This is a genomic window from Vibrio aerogenes (assembly GCF_024346755.1).
Lineage (GTDB): Bacteria > Pseudomonadota > Gammaproteobacteria > Enterobacterales > Vibrionaceae > Vibrio > Vibrio aerogenes.
On record NZ_AP024861.1, the window covers coordinates 1,547,089 to 1,565,502 of the forward strand.

Sequence of the window (18,414 nt, forward strand, 5' to 3'; positions counted from 1 at the left end):
GCATATCCGATAAGTGGTTCTGTCGTGGTGTTGGGGTTAGTCAATGACATCACCGCTCACAAGTTAAGTTATGATGTACCTGCTACAGGTATGGCAAATGAATGCAATCCGGATCAAGTTTTTTGATACAGATTCATAATGCTCAGGATTTCTGAGCTATTTTTGAGGTTTATAATACAATGCAAGTTACTGTTGAAACGCTAGAAGGCCTGGAGCGCCGTCTGAATATTACTGTTCCTGCTGCTAACATCGAAGACGCTGTTACTGCGGAACTACGCAACATCGCTAAAAACCGTCGTTTCGATGGTTTCCGTAAAGGTAAAGTACCTTTGAAAATGGTTGCAAAGATGTACGGCCAGGCAGTTCGTCAGGATGTGCTGGGTGAAGTCATGCACCGTCATTTCATTGAAGCGATTGTTCAGGAAAAAATTAATCCGGCTGGCGCACCAACATTTGCTCCTGTTGAAAATGAAGAAAAACAGGATCTTGTATTCAATGCGACTTTTGAAGTTTACCCTGAAGTTGAGCTGAAAGGCCTTGATAACATTGAGGTAGAAAAGCCGAATGTTGAAGTGAAAGACGAAGATGTTGCTGAAATGCTGGAAACTTTGCGTAAGCAGCAGGCAACATGGAAAGAAGTTGATGCAGCGGCTGAAGAAGGCAAGCGTGTCACAATTGATTTTGTTGGTTCCGTTGATGGGGAAGAGTTTGAAGGTGGTAAAGCTGAAAGCTTCCCGCTGGAAATGGGCGCTGGCCGCATGATCCCAGGTTTTGAAGATGGTATCGCAGGTAAAACTGCTGGTATGGAATTTGATTTCGATGTGACTTTCCCGGAAGATTACCATGCTGAAAACCTGAAAGGAAAGGCAGCTAAATTTGCGATTAAAGTCATTAAAGTTGAAGAACAGGAACTGCCTGAGCTCAACGACGAATTCGTAGAAAAATTTGGTGTTGGTGAAGGTGGCGTTGAAGGCCTGAAAGTTGAAGTTCGCAAGAATATGGAACGTGAACTGAAACAGGCTGTGAAACAGCGCATCAAGCAGCAAGTACTGGATGGTCTGGTCAAAGAAAATGATATCGATGTGCCAAGTGCTTTGATTGATCAGGAAATTCAGACGCTGCGTCAACAGGCAGCACAGCGCTTTGGCGGTAACCCTGAAGCAGCGGCTCAGCTACCACGTGAACTATTTGAAGAACAGGCAAAACGTCGTGTTGTCGTCGGTCTTCTTCTTGGTGAAGTGATCAAGTCTGAAGCGCTGGAAGCAGATGACGAGAAAGTGAAAGCATTGATTGAAGATGTGGCCACTGCTTACGAAGATCCTGCTGAAGTTGTTGAATATTATCAGCAGAATGAAGAAATGATGAACAACATGCGTAATGTTGCGCTTGAAGAACAGGCGATTGATGCGCTGGTTGCGAAGGCAAAAATTTCAGAAAAAGAATTTGGCTTTACGGAGCTGATGAATTCTCAGTCTGCAGCGTAATAAGCAATATCTATCATAGAAGGTTGACTTCCAGTTAACTATTCTGCTAACAATGGTCCGTATGATATCCGTCATTCGGACCATTATTTTAGGGACATAAGAATATGAGCTACCAAGAAAAAAACGTAATGTCGCCAATTGTTGATGCACTTGTACCAATGGTGGTCGAACAGACCTCTCGTGGCGAACGTTCCTACGATATCTATTCCCGGCTATTGAAAGAGCGCATCATTTTTTGACGGGGCAGGTTGAAGATCAAATGGCTAATCTCGTTGCTGCTCAGTTACTTTTTCTGGAGTCGGAAAATCCTGATAAAGATATTTTTCTATATATCAACTCTCCTGGGGGCAGTGTCTCAGCAGGGATGTCCATCTACGATACAATGCAGTTTATTAAACCCGATGTCAGCACAGTTTGTATGGGGCAGGCATGTTCTATGGGATCATTTTTGTTAGCAGGTGGGACCGCAGGAAAGCGCTTTGCTTTACCAAACTCCAGAGTGATGATTCACCAGCCTTTAGGTGGATTTCAGGGGCAGGCGTCTGATATTCAAATTCATGCTCAGGAAATTTTATCTATCAAGAAAAAGTTGAATAAGCTGCTCTCTGAGCATACAGGACAACCGATTGAAGTGATTGAACAGGATACTGACAGAGATAATTTCATGTCAGCACAGCAGGCTGTTGATTATGGATTGGTTGATGCTGTTCTCACACATCGTAATGATTAATCCGTGTTAAACTAACAACTCATATTTGAAAGTGTAGCTATGTTTATGAATTTGCCCGAAAGCGTTGGACAGAGTTATGGTTCTTTACAGGTTGTGATGCTGCAATTTCAATAATGTGGGCTATACACAGATAGAATGACGCAATTTTTACCAAATTGTTATACACTCACTCATAACGAGTAAAGGCTAAGAGGTTAGCGAATGACAGATACAAGCAAAGAGAGCGGAAAGTTGTTGTACTGCTCTTTCTGTGGCAAGAGCCAACACGAAGTTCGCAAACTGATCGCAGGTCCTTCTGTTTATATATGTGATGAATGTGTTGACTTATGTAACGATATCATCCGGGAAGAAATTAAAGATGCTTTGCCAAAGAAAGAGTCAACTGCGTTACCAACGCCCAGACAAATTCGTGAGCATCTTGACGACTATGTGATTGGTCAGGAACATGCGAAAAAGGTTTTAGCTGTTGCAGTTTACAACCATTACAAGCGCCTGAGAAATGGTGATAAAACCAGTGACGGTGTTGAGCTGGGTAAAAGTAATATTTTGCTGATTGGTCCGACAGGAAGTGGTAAAACATTACTTGCAGAGACATTAGCTCGCTTTTTAGATGTTCCGTTTACAATGGCAGATGCGACTACACTGACAGAAGCAGGTTATGTCGGTGAAGACGTCGAAAATATCATACAGAAACTTCTGCAGAAATGTGATTATGATGTAGCGAAAGCTGAACGCGGTATCGTATATATTGATGAAATAGATAAGATTTCCCGTAAATCAGAGAACCCTTCGATTACGCGTGACGTCTCTGGCGAAGGTGTTCAGCAGGCGTTGCTCAAGTTAATCGAAGGAACTGTGGCTTCAGTTCCTCCCCAGGGTGGAAGAAAGCATCCTCAGCAAGAGTTTTTACAGGTTGATACCTCTAAAATCCTGTTTATTTGCGGCGGGGCATTTGCCGGACTGGACAAAGTTATTGATCAGCGTGTTGCTACCGGTACTGGTATTGGATTTGGTGCTGAGGTGCGTTCGAAAGATGAAAGTACTGCTGTTGGCGAGTTATTTAAAAAAGTTGAACCAGAAGATTTGGTTAAGTATGGGTTGATCCCTGAGTTCATTGGTCGTTTACCAGTCACAGCGACTTTAACTGAATTAGATGAAGATGCTTTAGTCAAAATCCTTTGTGAACCGAAAAATGCATTGACGAAGCAATATGGTGCGCTTTTCGAACTGGAAGATGTTGAACTTGAATTGCGGGAAGATGCTTTACGGGCAATTGCCAACAAAGCGATGAACCGGAAAACGGGGGCACGTGGCCTGCGTTCGATTCTTGAAGCTGTTTTGCTTGAAACGATGTATGAGCTTCCTTCCATGGAAAGTGTGACTAAAGTGGTCATTGATGAATCAGTTATTAAAGGTGAGTCTGAGCCGTTGCTCATCTACTCCAGCAGTGAGAATCAAGCTGCCGGTGCTGAATAATTCAGCAAAAGATAAAAAAGGAGGTAATCATTACCTCCTTTTTTCTATTATATGATTGAATCCAGTGATTTAACCCCCATATACTGCCATAACAGACTGAAGCGGAAGAGAGAAGAATATGAACTTGGAACATTCCGAGCGTATAGAAATTCCCGTGCTGCCACTCAGAGACGTAGTGGTATACCCTCATATGGTTATTCCTTTATTTGTTGGTCGTGAGAAGTCTATCCAGTGTTTAGAAGCGGCAATGGATAACAACAAACAAGTCCTTCTTGTCGCTCAGAAGGAAGCGGAGACCGATGAGCCAGCTATCGATGATTTATTCGATGTGGGTACGGTTGCAACTATCTTACAACTATTAAAATTACCAGACGGAACAGTAAAAGTTTTAGTTGAAGGACAACAACGGGCAAGGATTGAATCTTTTATCGAGGGAGACTTTTTCTCTGCTCAGGCTCAGTATCTTGAAACTCCCGAAATGGACGAAAGAGAGCAGGAAGTTGTTGTTCGTAGTGCAATCAATCAATTTGAAGGTTTCATTAAATTAAATAAAAAGATTCCACCTGAAGTATTAACGGCTTTGAATGGAATTGATGAAGCTGCACGTCTTGCCGATACAATCGCTGCTCATATGCCACTGAAGTTAGTGGATAAACAGCATGTGCTTGAAATTCTGGATGTGACTGAACGTCTGGAATTTTTAATGGGTCAGATGGAATCAGAAATTGATTTGCTTCAGGTTGAAAAACGCATCCGGAATCGGGTGAAGAAGCAGATGGAAAAATCTCAGCGTGAATATTATTTGAATGAGCAAATGAAAGCGATTCAAAAAGAGCTGGGAGAAATGGACGATGCGCCAGATGAGTTTGAAGCTCTGAAGCAAAAAATTGATGCATCCAAAATGCCGAAAGAGGCCAAAGAAAAAACAGAACAAGAGTTGCAGAAGTTAAAGATGATGTCACCGATGTCAGCTGAAGCAACTGTTGTCCGAAGCTATATAGACTGGATGGTCAATGTTCCATGGAGTAAACGGTCTAAAGTTAAGAAAGATCTGTCTAAAGCAGAAGATGTACTCAATGAAGACCATTATGGTCTTGAAAGAGTTAAAGAGCGTATTCTGGAATATTTAGCTGTCCAGAATCGTATTCAGAAGCTGAAAGGGCCTATCTTGTGTTTGGTTGGTCCTCCAGGCGTAGGAAAAACTTCTCTTGGCCGTTCAATTGCTGCAGCCACTGGCCGTAAATATACCCGAATGGCTTTAGGCGGAGTGCGCGATGAAGCTGAAATCAGAGGACATCGCCGGACTTATATTGGTTCGTTGCCTGGTAAGCTTATCCAGAAGATGGCAAAAGTGGGTGTGAAGAATCCACTATTTTTGTTGGATGAAATCGATAAAATGTCTTCGGATATGCGGGGTGATCCAGCATCAGCTCTGTTAGAAGTTTTGGATCCGGAACAGAATAACTCCTTCAACGATCATTATTTAGAAGTTGATTACGACTTGTCTGATGTGATGTTTGTTGCAACTTCGAACTCAATGAATATCCCGGGTCCTTTGTTGGATCGTATGGAAGTGATTAGGCTATCTGGCTATACAGAAGATGAAAAACTGAATATAGCTAAGCGTCACCTTGTGTCTAAACAAATTGAGCGTAATGGTTTAAAAGCATCTGAAATTGAACTCGATGACTCTGCAATTATAGGTATTATCCGTTATTATACCCGTGAAGCCGGAGTTCGGGGGTTGGAGCGGGAAATTTCGAAGATTTGTCGCAAAGCTGTGAAGAAGATTTTACTGGATAAAGGCGTCAGTAAAGTCACGATTAATCAAGACAACCTGAAAGAATTTTTAGGGGTACAACGGTTTGATTATGGTAAAGCTGAAGACAACAACCGAATTGGTCAGGTCACTGGTTTAGCATGGACTGAAGTTGGCGGGGACTTGCTGACTATAGAGACTCAGTCGATGGTGGGTAAAGGTAAGCTGATTCAAACCGGTTCACTTGGTGATGTGATGCAAGAGTCCATTCAGGCTGCAATGACAGTCGTCAGGTCGCGGGCGAAAAAACTGGGTATTAATGAAGATTTTCATGAGAAAAGAGATCTTCACGTCCATGTTCCTGAAGGTGCGACTCCGAAAGATGGTCCAAGTGCTGGTATTGCAATGTGTACAGCTCTGGTTTCCAGTTTGACTGGTAATCCGGTAAAAGCTGAAGTTGCAATGACTGGGGAAATTACTTTGCGCGGTGAAGTTTTACCAATTGGTGGGCTGAAGGAAAAACTGCTTGCGGCACATCGTGGCGGGATCAAGACCGTAGTCATCCCAAAAGATAATGAGCGCGATTTGGAAGAGATCCCGGAAAATGTTATCGCCGATCTGAAAGTGATACCTGTGCAATGGATTGATGATGTTTTGACAATTGCACTAGAGAAAGAGCCTTCCGGAGTTGAGTTTGATGCTCAAAAATAGTGATATATAGCAAAAATAACTAATTGTTTACGCTGATTAGCAAAAAAAAGGCTTGTCAGCGTTTTTTTTGAACGTTAACTTTACTTAATATGGCTTAAGCCCTGTACTGATAAGGCTTGAGGCATTTATAACTCATGGAATATATACACCGTAATTAATAATGATATAGGTGGCAAAGGGGAATCACAGTGAATAAAACTCAGTTAGTAGAACAAATTGCATCAAATGCAGATATCTCTAAAGCAGCTGCAGGGCGTGCGCTTGATGCATTTATTGAAGCGGTTGGCACAGCATTACAGTCTGATGATCAAGTTGCCCTTGTGGGTTTTGGTACTTTTAGTGTGCGTACCCGTGCCGCTCGTACTGGCCGTAATCCCAAAACGGGTGAAGAAATCCAGATTGCTGAAGCTAAAGTACCTTCTTTTAAAGCAGGTAAAGCATTAAAAGATGCGTGTAATTAATCTGGTTTGGAATTTTGTGATTTTGAAACAAAATTAAATAGAAGTTTATGAAATTATGCGCATCATAGTGATGCGCATTTCTTTTTTTTTGGTATCATCATCGCCAGAACCAATAAGTTTATTTTAGTTTATTCAATTTAAAACTGATGAAGCGTGAGGCTTTTAAGCCTGGAGAACAATTAGATTATGATGGATCGGTTACGCGAAGGTGTGAATAGCATCGCGATCAAGATTATCCTTGGAGTTATTATTCTTTCATTTGTATTTGCCGGGGTAAGTAGTTACCTCGTTAGCGGGAAGAACAACTCTGCTGCAAAAGTTGGCGATACACAAATTAGCCGGATTGCTTTTGATAAAGCTTATCAAGGTGAACGCAACCGGATGCAGTCACAGTTAGGAGATTATTTTTCAAACATGATCTCAGATCCTGGCTATGTGGCTTCATTTAAGCGTTCTGTTTTAGACAAAATGGTTAATGATGTTCTGATTAAGCAATATGCTCAGTCTTTGGGATTAAGAATTAGTGACAGTCAAATCCGGCAGGCTATTCTTGATATTCCCCAGTTTAAATCCAATGGCAAGTTTAATCAGGAAACATACCAGTCATTGTTGCGTGCAAATGGGTTTACGCCAGATTCTTTTGCTGAACAGATGCGTAGTGATATGCTGAAAAGTCAGATTATTGATGCAATACAGACCAGTGGTTTTTCTTTAGAAAGTGAAGTCCAGGCACAGGCTGCCCTTTTTTCCCAAAAGAGAGATATCAGGACTGCTTTGATGCATGTCGATGATTACGCTAAGAAAGTCAAATTAAGTGACGATGAAGTGAATCAGTATTATAAGAGTCATCAGAGTGATTTCATGCGTCCAGAGCAGTTTAAAGTTTCCTACATTGAACTATCGGCGAAAAAACTCAAAGAAAAAATTAGTATTTCTGATGAAGAAGCAAAGAAATATTATCAAGACCATCAGAGTCAATACTCAACCAAAGAACAGCGTAAAGTCAGTCATATTCTGGTCAAGGATAAGAGTGAAGCTGATGCCATTCTCAAGCAATTAAACGCCGGGGAAGATTTTGCTGAACTCGCTAAGGAGAAGTCACAAGATCCCGGAAGTGCGAACCATGGTGGACAGTTAGATTGGTTTGAACATGGCGTTATGGATCCTGAGTTTGAAAAAGCCGCTTTTGCTCTGAAGAAAGCAGGTGATTTATCTCAGGTGGTTAAATCAACATTTGGCTATCACATTATTCGGTTAGATGATGTCAAGCCTTCAGTTGTTAAACCTTTTAAGGATGTCCAATCTGATATCGTATCTACTTTGAGTGATGAAAAAGCCGCTGATCGTTTCTATAAACTGCAAAGTGAATTAGAAAAAGTTGCCTTTGAAAGTCCAGATTCATTGGATGATGCAGCGAAAGTCATTGATGCGAAAATCCGGACAACTGATTTTGTTTCCGCGAATGAATTGCCGGAAGTGATCAGTTCTTCTAAAGTGAAAGATGCCCTGATGAATAATCCGGAAGTGAAGGAAGAAGGTCTCAACTCTTCAGTCATCGAAATAGCGCCAGAGGATGTCGTTGTTGTCCGGGTTGAAGAAGTTCGTCCCGAAATGGTACTTGCATTGGATAAAGTACGTGACAAGGTTGTATCAAAACTATCCCGGATGAAAGGCGAGCAGGAAGCGTCATCTGTGGCTCAGAAGGTGTTAGCCGCCTTGCAAAATGGTGATCAGTCACCTTTAAAAGAGAATCAGCTTTCTTTTGGTGAATTATCTTCAATAGACAGAAGTTCTCCGTTATCTCATGCTGTGTTTGCGATGAAAAAGCCAGAAGATGGCGGTGTTGTCTATGGACAGACAAAAGATCAGAATGGTGACATCGTTTTTGTTGAATTAACAAAAGTGACGACTGATGTTGATGAACAGTTAAGTAAAAGTTTAGGCGCTCAAATGGTTCGGTCCGGAAGTCAGCAAGATATTGCCGATTTGCTGGAAGTTTTACGCTCCAATACTGAGATAGAGTACTATCTTACTTCTCAGTAGGATTTTTTATGTAACTGATATGTTTGTTTATACGGGTTGCCCATGCAGCCCGTAGTATCCTTCAGGGGATATCGTCGCTTTTTTTCTCCGGTTGAATAGGATGAATCTATTCTTTAACCTGGAGAAATACATATGCTAAGAAATCTATTCATCATCTTTTTTGTTTTGTCCCTGTCATATCATGTCTCGTATGCTCAATCTACAGATGGTTCTGAAGTCGCAATACAAACAAAAGTACTTGCCGTTGATGTCAATTCAGCATCTGCTGAAGAAATGGCAGCAATATTTAAGGGAATTGGATTAAAAAAAGCACAGGCGATCGTCGACTATCGAAATGAACATGGCGTTTTTAAGTCAGTGGAAGATCTGACCTTAGTCAAAGGTATTGGGCCGTCTTTACTTGAAAGAAATAATGTGTTTATTCGCTTGCAGTAATTCGTTGTAAATGTGAATGATTACCACAGGACTTATGAATTCATAAGTCCTGTTTTACTATGTCTCCGAAGAATGATGGCTTTTGGAAATCTTTAGTGGCCCGATAAAAATATACACATTATAATCGTCAGCCAAAGGTGAGCAGTCCCCTGAAAAATACCGATTATTTTAAATTGTGAACATAGCAGTCTCGTATAATGGAGAAAACCATGTCTTCTGATGCACCAGTGATAACTGTAGATGGTCCCAGTGGCGCCGGAAAAGGCACGTTGTGTATGATGTTGGCTAAAAAGCTGGGTTTTGAGCTTCTGGATTCAGGGGCTTTGTATCGTGTTCTTGCTCTGGCTGCAATTCATCATGGTGTTGATACCGGGTCAGAAAATGCGCTTGTCCCTTTAGCAACTCATCTTGATGTTGAATTTATTGCGGATGGTGAGTTGGTAAAAGTCTTCCTGGAAGGGGAAGATGTTTCCGGTGAATTACGTAAAGAAGAGACGGGGATGGCTGCGTCAAAAATTGCAGCTTTGCCCAGGGTAAGGGAAGCCTTGCTCAGACGTCAGCGCTCTTTTGTTAGCAACAAAGGTTTAGTGGCTGATGGCAGGGATATGGGAACAATTGTTTTTCCCGAAGCCAAAGTGAAAATCTTTTTAGATGCAAGTGCAGAAGAACGTGCAAAAAGGCGTTTTAATCAGTTGCAAAATAAAGGTCTGGATGTTAAATTCGATGATCTTTTAAGCGAAATAAAAGTGCGGGATGAAAGAGACAGAAACAGACTCGTCGCACCACTGAAACCAGCAGATGATGCATTGATTGTTGATTCAACATCGATGGATATAATGCAGGTTTTTTGTATTTCGCTGGATTATATTAAATCTGAATTAGTTATTGATATCGATTGATAATCGATTGTTTCAGATTAACGTTGATCGCAAGGATGATGATTAGCGAAGTTAATAACCCCATGTGGTAGGATGCCCGTGGACGTTTAAATTATTGAAGATTAAATAAATGACTGAATCTTTTGCTCAACTCTTTGAAGAGTTTCTGAATGAGACTGAATTCCAAGCTGGTACTATTGTTAAAGGTACTGTAGTTGCTATTGAAAATGGCTTTGTTCTTGTAGATGCTGGCTTGAAATCTGAGTCCGCTATTCCTGCTGAACAGTTTAAAAATGCATCTGGCGAGCTTGAAGTTGAAGTTGGCTCTGAAGTTGATGTTGCACTTGATGCTGTAGAAGATGGCTTCGGTGAAACTCAGCTTTCGCGTGAGAAAGCAAAACGCCATGAAGCTTGGATCGTTCTGGAGAAAGCTTACGAAGAAGCAGAAACTGTTGTTGGTGTTATCAATGGAAAAGTTAAAGGTGGCTTTACTGTTGAACTGAATGGTATTCGTGCTTTCCTTCCTGGTTCTCTGGTTGATGTACGCCCAATTCGTGATACTGCTCATTTAGAAAACAAAGAGCTCGAGTTTAAAGTAATTAAACTTGATCAAAAGCGTAACAATGTTGTTGTATCCCGTCGTGCTGTTATCGAGTCTGAAAACAGTGTTGAACGTGATGAGCTTCTTGAAACATTACAAGAAGGTACAGAAGTTAAAGGTATCGTGAAGAACCTGACTGACTACGGTGCATTCGTTGATTTAGGTGGTGTTGACGGTTTGCTTCATATCACTGATATGGCGTGGAAACGTGTTAAGCATCCATCTGAAATTGTAAATGTCGGTGACGAAATTTTAGTAAAAGTACTGAAATTTGATCGTGATCGCACTCGTGTCTCTCTGGGCTTGAAGCAACTTGGTGAAGATCCATGGGTTGCAATTGCTAAACGTTATCCTGAAGGTCACAAGCTGTCAGGTCGCGTCACTAATCTGACTGATTACGGCTGTTTCGTAGAAATTGAAGAAGGCGTAGAAGGTCTGGTTCACGTTTCAGAAATGGATTGGACAAACAAAAACATTCATCCATCGAAAGTCGTTAATGTCGGTGATGAAGTTGAAGTTATGGTTCTTGACATTGATGAAGAGCGCCGCCGTATTTCTCTGGGTCTGAAGCAATGTAAAGCGAACCCATGGCAAGAATTTGCTGAAGGTCAGACTAAAGGTGATAAAGTTACTGGTAAGATCAAGTCTATCACTGACTTCGGTATCTTCATCGGCCTGGAAGGTGGCATTGATGGTCTTGTCCACTTGTCTGATATTTCCTGGAATGTTCCTGGAGAAGAAGCTGTTCGTGAATACAAGAAGGGTGATGAGATCTCAGCTGTTGTTCTTGCAGTTGATGCAGAACGTGAACGCATCTCTCTTGGTGTGAAGCAGATGGAAAGTGATCCATTTAACGCATATGTATCTGAAAACAAAAAAGGTGCATTAGTCAATGGTACTGTAACTGCAGTTGATGCGAAAGGTGCTACAATTGAACTAGAAGATGGCGTTGAAGGTTACATTCGTGCTTCTGAAGTATCTCGTGACCGTATAGAAGACGCGTCTCTTGTTTTGAATGTAGGTGATAGTGTTGAAGCGAAATTTACTGGTGTTGATCGTAAAAATCGTGTAATTAACCTTTCAGTCAAAGCGAAAGATGAAGCAGAAGAGCAAGAAGCAATGGCTTCACTGAACAAGCAAGATGAATCTTCGTTTGGTAGTGCAATGGCTGATGCATTTAAGGCTGCTAAAGGCGAATAATCAGACTCGCCGAAAAAGGAGCCGTTTGGCTCCTTTTTCTGTAACTAAGTTCTGATATTCCTAGAGTAAAAAGAGGGACACTATGACAAAGTCTGAATTGATTGAAAGATTATGTGCAGAGCAAACTCACTTGTCCGCAAAAGAGATTGAAGATGCAGTAAAGGATATTCTGGAACACATGGCTTCTTCGTTAGAACGAGGCGATAGAATAGAAATTCGTGGCTTTGGCAGTTTCTCTTTACACTATCGTGAACCACGTATCGGACGAAATCCAAAAACAGGAGATAAGGTAGAACTTGAAGGCAAGCATGTACCTCATTTTAAACCTGGTAAGGAACTTCGAGAACGTGTAAATAGCAACCTGTAAATTGTTTTGCTTCTTACAGATCTGCGGCATATCTATTGATATGCCGTTTTTTTTAGGTTTGACGATACTAAATATTCATGGTGTAGGCGGTGATTTTCTTGCATAATCAGGGCTGCTGATAACTGATGTAGGTTTTTCTATTATGAGAATTATAAAAATATTATCTATCATTGCCCTTTTCATTATAGCCCTTGCTCTGGGAGCCCAAAATCAGGAAACTGTTACCTTTAATTATTTAATTGCTAAAGGAAGCTTTCATCTGTCCTGGCTGATGGGAATGATTTTTGTGATTGGTTTTATCATCGCATGGTTGATTTTTGGAAGTTTGCATCTTAAATCCAGATTGCAGATCAGGAAGTTGAACAAGCAGTTAAAGCAGTATGAGAATAAGAGCCAAGGCACAAAAGATAATATTGGATAGTCCCGGTTAATGTTAGAAATACTCTTCTTGCTATTGCCTATAGCTGCTGCATATGGATGGTATATGGGTCATCGCAGTGCTCAGCAGGACAAGCAGAAACAGTCACATCAGATTTCTCGCCAATATGTCGCGGGTTTAAATTTACTGCTTTCAGATCAATCTGACAAAGCCGTTGATCATTTCATTGAATTACTCCAGGTCGATGATGAAACGATTGACACTCATCTGGCGCTGGGAAATTTGTTTCGTTCCAGAGGGGAAGTTGATCGAGCCATTCGTATTCACCAAAACCTGATATCCCGCTCCGGACTTACTATTGAGCAGAAGAATCTCGCTCTTCAGCAGTTGGCAAAAGACTACATGGTCGCTGGCTTTTTAGATCGTGCCGAGCGTATTTTTGAACAGTTGCTTGATGAACCTGAACACCGTGAGTCTGCTTTACTCCAGTTGACTTCTATCTACCAACAAACCAGAGAGTGGATGAAAGCCATTGAGTGCGCTCACGCCTTAGTCAGGCTTGGCAGAAAAAAAATGCGAAGTAGTATTGCTCATTTTTGGTGCGAATTGGCGTCTGATGCCTACGCGCTAAGAGATGAAGTTAAGGCAGTTCAGTTATACCGGAAAGCCTTGTCAGAGGACGCTCAGTGTGTTCGGGCAAGTATTGAACTTGGTAAGTTATACCTCGAAAATGAAGATTATAAGCAGACAATCCATTATATGGAGATGGTTCTTGAACAAGATGCTGATTTTGTCGGTGAAGTTTTATCCACTTTGGCAGATTGCTACCATCATCTTGGACAAGAACAGGAGCTGATACAATTCTTAAAGCGATGCATCAATGCTCATGCTGGTGCTTCCTCTGAGCTTATGCTGGCTCAATTAGTCGCTCAACATGAAGGTACCGGAGCCGCACTCGATTTATTGACGAAGCAGTTGGCTAAGAACCCGACAATGAAAGGGTTTTATCGCCTGATGGATTATCATTTGGCTGAGGCTGAAGAGGGGCGGGCAAAAGAAAGTTTATCAGCATTACAGAGCATGGTTGGTGAACAAATGAGAATCAAACCAGACTATCGTTGCAGAAAGTGTGGGTTTTCTTCTCACTCTCTATATTGGTATTGTCCTTCCTGTAAAAGTTGGGGAAAGGTGAAGCCTATTCGTGGTTTAGATGGGGAATAATCCCATCTCGAAAACTGTTTGTTATTATACTTTCTATTAGGTCAGAGGAGTCAAAATGAACGACCCAAAAGTTATTGTGGCATTAGATTATGATAATCAGTCTGAGGCACTTCGTTTTGTCGATATGATTGAGCCAACAAGTTGTCGCTTAAAAGTTGGTAAGGAAATGTTTACGCTGTTTGGGCCTGATTTTGTTCGTCAATTGCACCAACGTGATTTTTCAGTATTTTTAGATTTAAAGTTTCATGATATTCCGAATACCTGTTCTAAAGCAGTTAAAGCTGCAGCTGATCTTGGCGTGTGGATGGTTAATGTCCATGCAAGTGGTGGGCAGGAAATGATGAGCGCTGCCCGCGAAGCAATTGCCCCTTATGGGGATGACAGACCATTACTGATTGGTGTGACAGTGCTGACAAGTATGTCTCAATCTGATATGAAAAGCATAGGGCTGGACATCCTTCCACAGGAGCATGTTTTAAGATTAGCGGAATTAGCTAAAGGTTCAGGTTTAGATGGTATTGTATGCTCTGCACAGGAAGCTCACTATCTCAAATCTGAACTGGGACAAGACTTTAAGCTTGTTACTCCCGGAATCAGGCCTGCAGGAGCTGAGAAGGGGGATCAAAAGCGAGTGATGACACCCTATGATGCAATTCAGGCCGGTTCTGACTATCTTGTCATCGGGCGTCCCATCACTCAGGCGAAAGATCCGGCTGCCGTCCTTACCGAGATAAATCAATCAATTCTTTAATCTCTGAATTTGCTTCTGCATGTTCCAAAAGGTTGTATTTTTATACAACCTTTATTGTGCCGGTATGCCACTATGAAATTTGAAATCCTTATCCGGACTTGAGATTAACTCTGCTTCGATTCTGCCGAATTCTTGTATCCGGGGCAAAATATCCTTTGATGAGATCGATTGTGCCAGGTTGAGATAATCCTGAAAATGCCTTGCCTCAGAGCGAAGAAGTGAAAAATAGAAACCAGCAATATCGTTGTCCATATATGGTGCCAGTCTGGCAAATCTTTCGCAGGAACGTGCTTCAATATAAGCACCTATGATGAGTTTATCGATTAACGTATCTGGTTCATATGTCTTTACGTGTGAAAACATGCCTTTTGCATACCTGCTGGCAGGAATACTTTGGTATACAATTCCCTTTTTATCCATAATTTCAAGCACTTGACAAAAGTGATGTAATTCCTCTTTGATCAGTAATACCATTTTATCAATAAGCTGTTGACTATAGGGGGAATCTGATTTGACGATAATATTTTTTGAGAAGTTATTCTGTTCTTTCAGCATTTTCAGATCGCCGATATTTTTATAGGCGAACGCTTCGTATGGCCGAAGCCAATGATGCAAGTCAACCGCACTATTTTGATCGACTGCATATTTTTTGATGAGAAGCATTGCCGACTGGCCTGCTTTTAATTCGCAAAGGAGATGATCAGTGAGTATGGTGGCCAGATTTTCTGGTTTTTGGGCTTCAACCAGCCACTCTTCAGGTGTGTCACACTGGAGGAATGTTTCTATTGGTTGGAGTAGGGAGGATATAGCTGAGTAACTTTCCATGAGATACGGTACCAAAAATAAAAAAGCCGCTTTATGCGGCCTGAAAGAATAACTGAAAAGGTTCAAGCCTGAAAGCTACCATTTTTTCTTTTCACCAAACAATGCATCAATATCGTTATCCCGTTCATTTTCATTTTGCATTTGTTGCTCTGCTGCACGGGTTTTCTGGCGCTTGCTTTCAAGTTCATCAAGCATATCTTGTAATTTACCTTTTGCTTGCACAGAGTATGCGTCATTTCTGGTGCTGAGAACATCAATACCCTTTTTAATCAATTGAGTTGCTGTCCCTGCTTGCCCTCTGTTAATCGAATCTTTCGCTCGTTTGATCACATTTTCGATATTGATGCGAATTTGCATTGTTTCCAGACGGGCATTCTCATTCACATATGCTTGTGTATCAAACCGGCCTTTATTATGTTCTGTACGTATCGTATCCCTTAAACGTTTGACCAGCTTAAGCATCACAATTGCCTGTTTGTCGCTGCTTGGTACTTTAAATGCCGTGCTATCTTTATCGGGATGATTTTCTTTCAGGTGTTTTACCTGACGTTGCATATCCTGAACTCTCTGAGACAAGGGTTTATTCTTGGGATCCAGTTCATGCATACTTTGAAGGGCGTCCAATATTCTGTTGTTCAGACACACCAAAAGAGCTTTACTAAATGGAATATGATGTGCATTGCCTATCAATTCTTCAGTTGCATCAATAATTGCTATATAACGGGCTGATTCGTGTTTTTTTGCTGCATCAACTTTAATTTTGTACTGCAGCATCATGTTATAGCCAAGTACTAAAAAAAGTAATAATCCGACCAATGTGATGATTAATCCAATACTCATATATCTTGTATTCAACCGTAATTCGCTAAAACACAGTCAAGAATATAGCACTCCTGACAATAACTTCATAACAACATGACAGAATTTGACATGTCTTGCTAGTGAATGATTACACATTCCCGGACAAAAGTGAAAAATCTGGGCTGAAAAACACTAATTCCAGAGTAACTCTCAATTATTTTCTGGAAGTTGTTACTTCAGGGGTATTAATTCACATCATTAACCATTATAACTAATGATTATATAAAATGATATATACTGTCGCATTGCTCGAAGGATAGCGGGGTTCTATATGAAATTGCAGCAATTAAAATATATTGTTGAGGTCGTTAATCATAGCCTGAACGTATCTGCAACTGCTGAGAGTTTGTATACATCTCAACCAGGGATCAGTAAACAGGTTCGTTTGCTTGAGGATGAGTTAGGTATTCAAATTTTTGAGCGAAGTGGGAAACATCTGACTCAGTTAACCGGAGCTGGACAAGAAATTGTAAAGATTGCTCAGGAAATATTATCCAGGGTCGAGAGTATTAAAGCTGTCGCCGGAGAGCATACAAACCCTGAAATGGGTACATTAAATATATCCACGACACACACACAGGCACGATATGCGCTCCCTGACGTCATTAAGGGGTTTACCGCTCGTTATCCAAAGGTATCATTGCACATGCATCAGGGAACACCCAGCCAGATGTCTGAAGCTGTATCAAAAGGAATTGCTAACTTTGCCATCGCTACGGAAGCTCTTCATCTGTATCAGGATGCAATTATGCTCCCCTGTTATCACTGGAATCGGTCTATTGTTGTACCAAAAGGTCATCCTCTTGCTTCAAAAGGGACAATTACCATTGAAGAGCTATCAACATATCCTCTTGTCACTTATGTGTTCGGTTTTACCGGGCGTTCTGAACTGGATATGGCATTTAATCAGGTTGGACGGGTGCCCCGGGTCGTATTCACTGCGACAGATGCCGATGTTATCAAAACATACGTCCGTATAGGTGTTGGTGTCGGGGTGATTGCAAGTATGGCTTTTGACGAAGAGCAGGATACTGATTTAGTGGCGATAGATGCAAGTCATCTGTTTGGTTCAAGTACCACAAGCATAGGATTTCGCAGAGGAACTTTCCTGAGATCTTATATGTATGATTTTATGGAAAGGTTTGCCTCTCATTTGACTCGTCCGGTCGTTGAGCAAGCTATAGCGCTCAAGTCGAATCAGGAAATTGAAGAAATGTTTAAAGATATTAATCTGCCAGTCCGGTAATCCGGACCATGGTTTAGTGAATTTCTGTCAGGCCGTCATTCATCCGTATTGTGCTGGGTAACTTTAAATGGATATTAAAATGTAAATGAGAAGTTTTTTGTTTTTTATTTAATGTGTAAAGTGGATAACTGACTGTTTTTATGATGATTTGACATCAAACATGATCTTCTGAAATCCGTTCAAAACAGCAGAAAAATCTGTTGAAATGATTTGATATCGATTATAGTCAGCCTATTTAGTTGTATTCACTGGGTGCTTGTGTAATATAACGAATTAATGGCTGATATAGTTCTTATCTAGAAAGCTAAGATTTTTTATATTTTTTTAGTGTAATTGCAAGGAAGTAATAAAGGTGGAATAGGGTATGGCAGACAACTATAAAAAGCCATCTAAGGATTTAGATCGTATTGATCGCAATATTTTGAATGAACTGCAGCGAGATGGGCGCATTTCGAACGTCGAGTTATCTAAGAGGGTGGGTTTATCGCCTACGCCGTGTCTTGAGCGGGTTAGGCGTCTTGAACGCCAAAACTACATTATGGGTTATACTGCATTGTTAAACCCGCAATATCTCGATGCATCATTGTTGGTTTTTGTTGAGATAACTTTGAATCGTGGTGCTCCGGATGTTTTTGAACAGTTCAATAATGCTGTTCAGAAGTTAGATGATATTCAGGAATGTCATCTGGTATCTGGAGATTTTGACTATTTGCTTAAGACCCGTGTTTCCGATATGGGGGCATACCGGAAGTTACTGGGGGACACATTGCTTCGTTTACCGGGGGTAAATGATACCCGGACTTATGTTGTGATGGAAGAAGTGAAACAAACGAATCAACTGGTGATTAAAACAAGATAATATAGCGTTATGACCCGGAATTTTCTATATTCTGACTGAAGTTTATTGGGTTTTAAGCGTCGGTATGATTAAATGATGGTAATACACCGGGCGGCATTTAGCCGCTCGGATTCTTTTATACTCACGG

General features: G+C 41.1%; 16 protein-coding genes and 1 pseudogene. 15 read left to right on the forward strand and 2 right to left on the reverse strand.

The genetic code is table 11. The features are described from left to right. Positions 1-179 precede the first annotated feature (179 nt). The 13 genes and pseudogenes from tig to pyrF all read left to right on the forward strand — a co-directional run bounded on the left by tig (position 180) and on the right by pyrF (position 14,496). A complete protein-coding gene (tig, locus tag OCV29_RS06940; protein ID WP_073602737.1) occupies positions 180-1,484 on the forward strand; it encodes a trigger factor in 1,305 nt (434 codons plus the stop codon). 104 nt (positions 1,485-1,588) lie between these two features. After that, positions 1,589-2,214: pseudogene (gene clpP / locus OCV29_RS06945) on the forward strand (ATP-dependent Clp endopeptidase proteolytic subunit ClpP). Positions 2,215-2,415: 201 nt separating this feature from the next. Next, positions 2,416-3,690, forward strand: coding sequence for an ATP-dependent protease ATP-binding subunit ClpX (gene clpX / locus OCV29_RS06950; protein WP_073579813.1), 1,275 nt, complete (start codon positions 2,416-2,418; stop codon positions 3,688-3,690). 118 nt (positions 3,691-3,808) lie between these two features. Continuing rightward, entirely contained in the window at positions 3,809-6,160 is a 2,352-nt protein-coding gene (lon, locus tag OCV29_RS06955; RefSeq protein WP_073602738.1) for an endopeptidase La, read from the forward strand. Positions 6,161-6,348: 188 nt separating this feature from the next. Then, entirely contained in the window at positions 6,349-6,621 is a 273-nt protein-coding gene (locus OCV29_RS06960; RefSeq protein ID WP_073579811.1) for an HU family DNA-binding protein, read from the forward strand. 186 nt (positions 6,622-6,807) lie between these two features. After that, on the forward strand, positions 6,808-8,664 hold the full coding sequence (gene ppiD, locus OCV29_RS06965) for a peptidylprolyl isomerase (protein WP_073602739.1): 1,857 nt from the start codon (positions 6,808-6,810) through the stop codon (positions 8,662-8,664). 132 nt (positions 8,665-8,796) lie between these two features. Continuing rightward, positions 8,797-9,099: a ComEA family DNA-binding protein gene (locus tag OCV29_RS06970; protein WP_073602740.1), complete on the forward strand. Its 303-nt coding sequence runs from the start codon at positions 8,797-8,799 to the stop codon at positions 9,097-9,099. Between the two features lie 209 nt (positions 9,100-9,308). Further along, entirely contained in the window at positions 9,309-9,998 is a 690-nt protein-coding gene (gene cmk, locus OCV29_RS06975; RefSeq protein ID WP_073602741.1) for a (d)CMP kinase, read from the forward strand. Positions 9,999-10,107: 109 nt separating this feature from the next. After that, positions 10,108-11,778 (forward strand): 30S ribosomal protein S1, encoded by a 1,671-nt coding sequence (gene rpsA / locus OCV29_RS06980; RefSeq protein ID WP_073602742.1) that lies wholly within the window; start codon positions 10,108-10,110, stop codon positions 11,776-11,778. 82 nt (positions 11,779-11,860) lie between these two features. Beyond that, positions 11,861-12,145: an integration host factor subunit beta gene (gene ihfB, locus OCV29_RS06985; protein ID WP_073602743.1), complete on the forward strand. Its 285-nt coding sequence runs from the start codon at positions 11,861-11,863 to the stop codon at positions 12,143-12,145. Between the two features lie 142 nt (positions 12,146-12,287). Beyond that, positions 12,288-12,566, forward strand: a complete 279-nt coding sequence (locus tag OCV29_RS06990; RefSeq protein WP_073602744.1) for a LapA family protein — start codon at positions 12,288-12,290, stop codon at positions 12,564-12,566. 9 nt (positions 12,567-12,575) lie between these two features. After that, positions 12,576-13,745, forward strand: coding sequence for a lipopolysaccharide assembly protein LapB (lapB, locus tag OCV29_RS06995; protein WP_073602745.1), 1,170 nt, complete (start codon positions 12,576-12,578; stop codon positions 13,743-13,745). Positions 13,746-13,800: 55 nt separating this feature from the next. Beyond that, on the forward strand, positions 13,801-14,496 hold the full coding sequence (gene pyrF, locus OCV29_RS07000; protein ID WP_073602746.1) for an orotidine-5'-phosphate decarboxylase: 696 nt from the start codon (positions 13,801-13,803) through the stop codon (positions 14,494-14,496). A gap of 51 nt (positions 14,497-14,547) precedes the next feature. Here pyrF and miaE read toward each other — a convergent pair whose 3' ends face one another. After that, complete coding sequence (gene miaE / locus OCV29_RS07005; RefSeq protein ID WP_073602817.1) at positions 14,548-15,321, reverse strand: tRNA isopentenyl-2-thiomethyl-A-37 hydroxylase MiaE; 774 nt, start codon at positions 15,319-15,321, stop codon at positions 14,548-14,550. A gap of 75 nt (positions 15,322-15,396) precedes the next feature. Then, a complete protein-coding gene (locus OCV29_RS07010; protein WP_073602747.1) occupies positions 15,397-16,161 on the reverse strand; it encodes a DNA repair protein in 765 nt (254 codons plus the stop codon). A 292-nt stretch (positions 16,162-16,453) separates the two neighbouring features. On the opposite strand from OCV29_RS07010, the gene cysB reads away from it, so the two are divergent. Both cysB and lrp read left to right on the forward strand, forming a co-directional pair. Further along, the gene (cysB, locus tag OCV29_RS07015) at positions 16,454-17,428 is read left to right on the forward strand and encodes an HTH-type transcriptional regulator CysB (protein WP_073602748.1); all 975 of its coding nucleotides are present in this window, start codon (positions 16,454-16,456) and stop codon (positions 17,426-17,428) included. A gap of 364 nt (positions 17,429-17,792) precedes the next feature. Then, complete coding sequence (lrp, locus tag OCV29_RS07020; RefSeq protein ID WP_073586297.1) at positions 17,793-18,287, forward strand: leucine-responsive transcriptional regulator Lrp; 495 nt, start codon at positions 17,793-17,795, stop codon at positions 18,285-18,287. Positions 18,288-18,414: the final 127 nt, after the last annotated feature.